The organism is Allofournierella sp., from assembly GCF_017889395.1.
Taxonomy (GTDB): Bacteria; Bacillota; Clostridia; order Oscillospirales; family Ruminococcaceae; genus Allofournierella.
In genome coordinates, this window is record NZ_JAGHKE010000020.1 from 22873 (window position 1) to 29032 (window position 6160).

General features: G+C 59.4%; 5 protein-coding genes. 3 read left to right on the forward strand and 2 right to left on the reverse strand.

Annotated elements, in window-relative coordinates; all coding sequences use genetic code 11:
* Positions 1–37: 37 nt before the first annotated feature.
* Together J7G73_RS03875 and pth are read right to left on the reverse strand one after the other, a co-directional pair.
* Entirely contained in the window at positions 38–1039 is a 1002-nt protein-coding gene (locus J7G73_RS03875) for a WG repeat-containing protein (protein WP_291245301.1), read from the reverse strand.
* 61 nt (positions 1040–1100) lie between these two features.
* Positions 1101–1691, reverse strand: coding sequence for an aminoacyl-tRNA hydrolase (gene pth, locus J7G73_RS03880; RefSeq protein ID WP_291245302.1), 591 nt, complete (start codon positions 1689–1691; stop codon positions 1101–1103).
* A gap of 322 nt (positions 1692–2013) precedes the next feature.
* Between pth and ppdK the strand changes: the two genes are divergently transcribed.
* The 3 genes from ppdK to J7G73_RS03895 all read left to right on the forward strand — a co-directional run bounded on the left by ppdK (position 2014) and on the right by J7G73_RS03895 (position 6115).
* On the forward strand, positions 2014–4656 hold the full coding sequence (gene ppdK, locus J7G73_RS03885) for a pyruvate, phosphate dikinase (protein WP_291245306.1): 2643 nt from the start codon (positions 2014–2016) through the stop codon (positions 4654–4656).
* Positions 4657–4872: 216 nt separating this feature from the next.
* Positions 4873–5748: a ParB/RepB/Spo0J family partition protein gene (locus tag J7G73_RS03890; protein ID WP_291245303.1), complete on the forward strand. Its 876-nt coding sequence runs from the start codon at positions 4873–4875 to the stop codon at positions 5746–5748.
* Between the two features lie 13 nt (positions 5749–5761).
* Positions 5762–6115, forward strand: coding sequence for a TnpV protein (locus tag J7G73_RS03895; protein WP_291245304.1), 354 nt, complete (start codon positions 5762–5764; stop codon positions 6113–6115).
* Positions 6116–6160: the final 45 nt, after the last annotated feature.

A 6160-nucleotide genomic window follows, 5' to 3' on the forward strand; every position in this document is an offset into this window, starting at 1 on the left:
AGGCCTGCGCACGCAAATGTTTTTGCGAAAGATCGGTTCAGGAAGCGGAAACCGGCCGCAGCAGCCCCCAAAGGTTGCCCTGTTTGGCCCAGACCAGGCCGTCCGGCGCCGGAGCCAGCGCCTGATAAGACCCAAAGCCGATGAGCGTTTTGCCCTCACTGCTCAGCAGGGCGTATTCCCCGCCCTTGCGCACCACCACGCCTGCTTCCAGGCAGGGCGCGGGCCAGATCCGCTGCCAAACCGCGCTGTCGTTGCCCTGCATATCCCGGTCGGTGGACTGACTCCAGACGCCGTCGTATTTGCAGGGGATCACCAGCTCGCCCTGCCCGTTCAGATACCCCCATTTGCCCTTTTTCTCCACCGCGATCAGTCCGCCGCTGCCGGGGCGGGCCTGTTCGTAAACAAAGTCGGTGAGCAGTTTTCCGTCTGCCGTGGCGGCGGCATAAAGGCCTTTTTGCTGCGCCTTCATCACCTGCGCGCCCTCCAGCTCGTTATATTCCCAGACGCCTTTTCGGACCGGGAGCAGCTCGCCGCTTTCCTCCGGCTCCAGAACGGGGCTCTGTGCCCCGCTTTCGTTCCAACTGTGGCGGCGCACCTGTGCGGACTCCGCATCCCATACATATTCCACGCCCAGGCCACCGTGACCCGGCTCGGTCTGAAGCTCGGGATCATAAGCCGCCAGCTGCCGGTCCAGCGCCGGGTCCGAGAGCAGTGCGCCATCCGGACCGGTGGCCAGCAGATGCCCGTCCGGGCACAGGGTGGGACGCTGGGAAAATCTGGGTTCCACCACCCACTCGCCGGTGCGTCCGTCCACAAGGCCCCACAGCTTGCCCTGCTGAGCGGCACAGAGGTCAAGCAGCGCCTCGTCCTTTGGCAGGCTGCCCTCCAGAATTCCTCCCCCGCTCACCGCCAGGGGCTCGATCTTGTCCGCCTGCAGCCGGGGCTCCACCGCCCATTCGTAGCTGCTCTGCCCGGCGCTGCATCCGGCCAGCAAGGCCAGCAGCAGCCCGGCCGCGGCCATTCTGCAAATTGCTTTCATGCCGCTTCCTCCTTTGTGTTCCATAAAAACAAAACGGGCCCGGAAATCCGGGCCCGCTGGCTCAATTGAATCGATTCTGCGCCTCGCTCAGCTTGCCCGCCAGAATCAGCCGCACCGCGGCTTCCACATCGTTTAACCGGCTCTCGAAGGCCTTGCGGTCCTCGCCGCCCAGTTTGCCCAGCACCCAGTTGGCCAGGTCATAATCCGGGCTGGGCTTTTCGCCCACGCCCAGCCGCACCCGGGCAAAGCCGTCGGTGCCCAGGCAGGCGATGATGTCCTTCAGGCCGTTGTGGCCGCCCGCCGAGCCGCTGGGCCGGATGCGGATCTTGCCCGGCTTCTGGGTCACATCATCGCACAGGATGATCACATGCTCCGGCGGAATCTTGAAAAACTCCGCCGCCGTCTGCACGCTGTGGCCGGAAAGGTTCATAAAGGTCTGGGGCTTGAGCAGCAGCACCTTGCCCTCGCCCAGCGCCGCCTGCCCGTACAGGCCCTCAAACTTGGCCTTGGTCACGCTCACGCCCCACTCTTTGGCCAGGTGATCGATGGCATCAAAGCCCACATTGTGGCGGGTACCTTCGTATTTTTTGCCCGGATTGCCCAGGCCCGCCACCAGCCAGTCGGCCCCGGCGGTCTGCTTTTTGAAAAACATAGTTCGACCTCGCAGGTCCGGCCTTAAACAGAACGCGTTATAAATAAACGGGCGAGGCCGGAAAATCTAAAAATTACACCAATTATAAGCATACCAATTTTTTTAAAATTTTCAAGTGCAGGAATCAATCTTACTATGACCGCAAACCCGCTTTTCACCGTTTTGTGTCGGATTTTAAAGTGATTTGACACAAAAAGTTTCCAGATTCTGAAAAAAGTTCTGGTATTTTTTTCTCGAATCTGTTATAATGTGTTCATCACAAACGGAATATCGGCATCGCCCGAGGCTCTGCCCCGCCCGGTGCTACCATTGGAGGTTGAAGATTTTGAACAAGAAAAAATACCTTTATCTGTTCAGCGAGGGTAACCGCGACATGCGTGACATCCTCGGCGGCAAAGGCGCCAACCTGGCCGAAATGACCAACGCTGGTATGCCTGTTCCCCAGGGCTTCACCATTTCCACCGAAGCCTGCACCCAGTACTACAAAGACGGCCGTCAGATCAACCATGAGATCATGGCCGATATCTATGAATACATCGGCAAGATGGAAGACATCACCGGCAAGAAGTTCGGCAACGTTGCCAACCCCCTGCTGGTTTCCGTCCGTTCCGGCGCCCGCGCTTCCATGCCCGGTATGATGGATACCATCCTGAACCTGGGCCTGAACGACGAAGTGGTTGAAGGCCTGGCCGCCAAGACCGGTAACCCCCGCTTCGCTTACGACAGCTACCGTCGTTTCGTTCAGATGTTCAGCGACGTGGTTATGGAGCTGCCCAAGTCCGAGTTCGAGGAGATCATCGACCAGCTGAAGGCCGAGAAGGGCGTCAAGCTGGACACCGAGCTGGACGAGAACGATATGAAGGCTCTGGTCTTCAAGTTTAAGAGCCTGTACAAGAGCCACATGGGCACCGACTTCCCCACCGATCCCCGCGTTCAGCTGATCGAGGCAGTCAAGGCCGTGTTCCGCAGCTGGGATAACCCCCGCGCCAATGTCTACCGCCGCATGAACGAGATCCCCTACGAGTGGGGCACCGCCGTTAACGTGCAGGCCATGGTATTCGGCAACACCGGCCCCAACAGCGGCACCGGCGTGGCCTTCACCCGTAACCCCGCCACCGGCGAGAAAGCTCTGTTCGGTGAGTACCTGATCAATGCGCAGGGCGAGGACGTTGTGGCCGGTATCCGTACGCCTTCTCCCATCGCGCACCTGCAGGAGCAGATGCCCGAGGTTTACGCCCAGTTCGTGGACATCGCCACCCGTCTGGAGAATCACTACAAGGATATGCAGGACATGGAGTTCACCATCGAGGATGGCAAGCTCTACATGCTGCAGACCCGTAACGGCAAGCGCACCGCCGCTGCCGCTCTGAAGATCGCCGTTGATCTGGTGGACGAGGGCATGATCGACGAGAACGAGGCCGTTCTGCGCGTTGATCCCAAGCAGCTGGACAGCCTGCTGCATCCCCAGTTTGACCCCGAGGCTCTGAAGAACGCCGAAGTGATCGGCAAGGGCCTGGCTGCCTCTCCCGGCGCTGCCTGCGGCCAGGTGGTATTCACCGCTGAGGACGCCAAGAACGCCGTTGAGAGCGGCGAGATGAAGAAGGTCATCCTGGTTCGCCTGGAGACCAGCCCCGAGGACATCGAGGGCATGGCCGTTGCACAGGGCATCCTGACCGTGCGCGGCGGCATGACCAGCCACGCTGCCGTTGTGGCCCGCGGCATGGGCACCTGCTGTGTATCCGGCTGCGGCGAGATCGTGGTGGAATACGACAAGCAGCAGTTCACTCTGGGCGGCGTGACCTACAAGCGCGGCGACTGGATCAGCTTGAACGGCTCCACCGGTAACATCTACGGCAAGGCTCTGCCCACCGTTGACGCTTCCATCAGCGGCGACTTCGGCCGCTTCATGAGCTGGGCCGACGCTGCCCGTCAGCTGAAGGTCTTCACCAACGCCGATAACCCCCGCGATGCCAAGCAGGCCGTGGAGTTCGGCGCCGAAGGCATCGGCCTGTGCCGCACCGAGCATATGTTCTTCGAGGCCGACCGCATCAAGGCTGTTCGCGAGATGATCGTGGCCGAGAACGTGGTGGACCGCAAGAAGGCTCTGGCCAAGATCATGCCCTATCAGCAGGGTGACTTCGAGGCCATGTACAAGGTTCTGGGCGAGCGTCCCATGACCATCCGTTATCTGGACCCGCCTCTGCACGAGTTCCTGCCCACCAAGGAAGAGGATATCGTGGAGCTGGCCGCAGATCTGGGCATCACCGTTGAGCACCTGCACAACGTGATCGACAGCCTGCATGAGTTCAACCCCATGATGGGCCATCGTGGCTGCCGTCTGGCCGTTTCCTACCCGGAAATCGCCGAGATGCAGACCACCGCTGTGATCAACGCAGCCATCAACGTAAGCCGTGAGACCGGTCTGAAGATCGTTCCTCACATCATGATCCCCCTGGTAGGCGAGGTCAAGGAGCTGAAGTTCGTTAAGGACGTGGTGGTTGCTACCGCCGATAAGCTGATCAAGGCCGCCGGTGTGGACATGAAGTACGAAGTGGGCACCATGATCGAGATTCCTCGTGCCGCTCTGACCGCGGACGAGATCGCCAAGGAAGCCGAGTTCTTCAGCTTCGGCACCAACGACCTGACCCAGATGACCTTCGGCTTCAGCCGTGACGACGCCGGCAAGTTCCTGAACTACTACTACGACAACAAGATCTATGAGAACGATCCGTTCGCTCACCTGGATCAGAACGGCGTAGGCAAGCTGGTTGAGATGGCTGTAACCCTGGGCCGCAAGACCCGTCCCGAGCTGGGTCTGGGCATCTGCGGTGAGCACGGCGGCGACCCCACCAGCGTGGAGTTCTGCCATGGCGTTGGCCTGGACTACGTGTCCTGCTCTCCCTTCCGTGTACCCATCGCCCGTCTGGCCGCCGCTCAGGCAGCCATCAAGAACCCCCGGAAGTAATCCGATCGGGCTCATGCAGCTGACGCTGCACTTTGAGGACGCCCATGCGTTCCAAAAAGCGCGAAATTGCAGGGGGATTTTTTCTGCCCATTTTTCACGGGAGTTTGGGGGCTGGACCCGTATTTTCAAAAATGTACCCACTTTGCGGTGTACATTTTCGGGCCCATTTCCCCCTTTGCAACCCATCATTTTTGCAGATAAAGGAGCGTGTTACAGATGAACGAAACCACACAAAATACCCCCGATTCTCAGGTGGTGACCATGCTGGATGCCGGGGTGCTGGTGCCTTTTCAGAACCAGCCGTTCCGGGTAGCCACCGGCGAAGAAATGGACCAGCTGAAGGAAAGCATTCAGGAATACGGGGTGCTTTCTCCCCTGCTGGCCCGCCCGCTGCCGAACGGAAGCTATGAGATCGTGAGCGGCCATCGCCGCAAAGCTGCCTGCGAGGCGCTGGGCATCACCCGACTGCCGGTGCTGGTGCGCCCGATGACCGACGATGAAGCAATCATCCTTCTGGTGGACAGCAACATCCAGCGGGAACATATCCTGCCCAGCGAAAAAGCCTTTGCATACAAAATGAAGATGGAGGCGATCTGCCATCAAGGGCGAAGCACTTCTCGCCAAGTTGGCGAGAAGTTATGGAGCGTCGAAGAAGTGAGTAGGAACACGAGTGACAGTCAAAGGCAGATTCATCGTTACATCCGCCTGACCTGTCTCATTCCCTCTATTCTTCAGATGGTGGACGAAGGCCGAATCGCCTTCAATCCGGCGGTGGAGATCTCCTATCTCACCGAGGAAGATCAGCAGCTTTTGAAAGACGAAATGGATGCCTGCCAGGCTACGCCCTCCCTCACCCAGTCCCGCACCCTCAAGCAGATGAGTCAGGCCGGAACCCTGACGCGGGAATACCTGCACCATCTGCTCACCGAGGAAAAGCCCAATCAGCGGCAGAAGTTCTTTCTGAATCAGGAGGACGTGAAGAAGTTCTTCCCGCCCAACTACACACCGGAACAGATGCACAATACCATCCTGCTTCTGCTGCGTAACTGGCAGCACAAACGAGGCTACAACAAAAATCAACCCGAGCGATAACGGAGGTCTTACCATGCAATACACAAACGTCAACGGCTACCTGTTGCCCAATCTGCTGTCCACCGATACGGTCCGCCCCATTGGCCGCTACGGTGAGATGCGCCGTCAGTTTCTGGAAAGCCACCGCCCCGATCTGCTGGATCGGTTGCTGCTGGAGGACCGGCTCAACCGCCACCTGTCCCAGGTGGACGAAGAGGCCCGGCAGGCCGTGCAGGAATGTGTGGCCCGGATGGCCTGCCAGCAGCAGGTGGACGAAGCCCTCAAGCGCGCAAATCCCATGGAATGGGTGCGCCGGATGAACCTGATTCGGGACGCTGCGGAGCAGGCGATTCTGCCGGAATTTCTCTATCCGGAAGCGCTGGAATGACCGGACAGAAAAACGACTGTCCACAGGGGGAACGAGCACTGGCTT

What these genes read in the sequence shown, in the direction of transcription:
- J7G73_RS03875 (WP_291245301.1), bottom strand. Translation starts at nt 1,039, where the DNA reads ATGAAAGCAATTTGCAGAATGGCCGCGGCCGGGCTGCTGCTGGCCTTG.
- pth (WP_291245302.1), bottom strand. Translation starts at nt 1,691, where the DNA reads ATGTTTTTCAAAAAGCAGACCGCCGGGGCCGACTGGCTGGTGGCGGGC.
- J7G73_RS03890 (WP_291245303.1), top strand. Translation starts at nt 4,873, where the DNA reads ATGAACGAAACCACACAAAATACCCCCGATTCTCAGGTGGTGACCATG.
- J7G73_RS03895 (WP_291245304.1), top strand. Translation starts at nt 5,762, where the DNA reads ATGCAATACACAAACGTCAACGGCTACCTGTTGCCCAATCTGCTGTCC.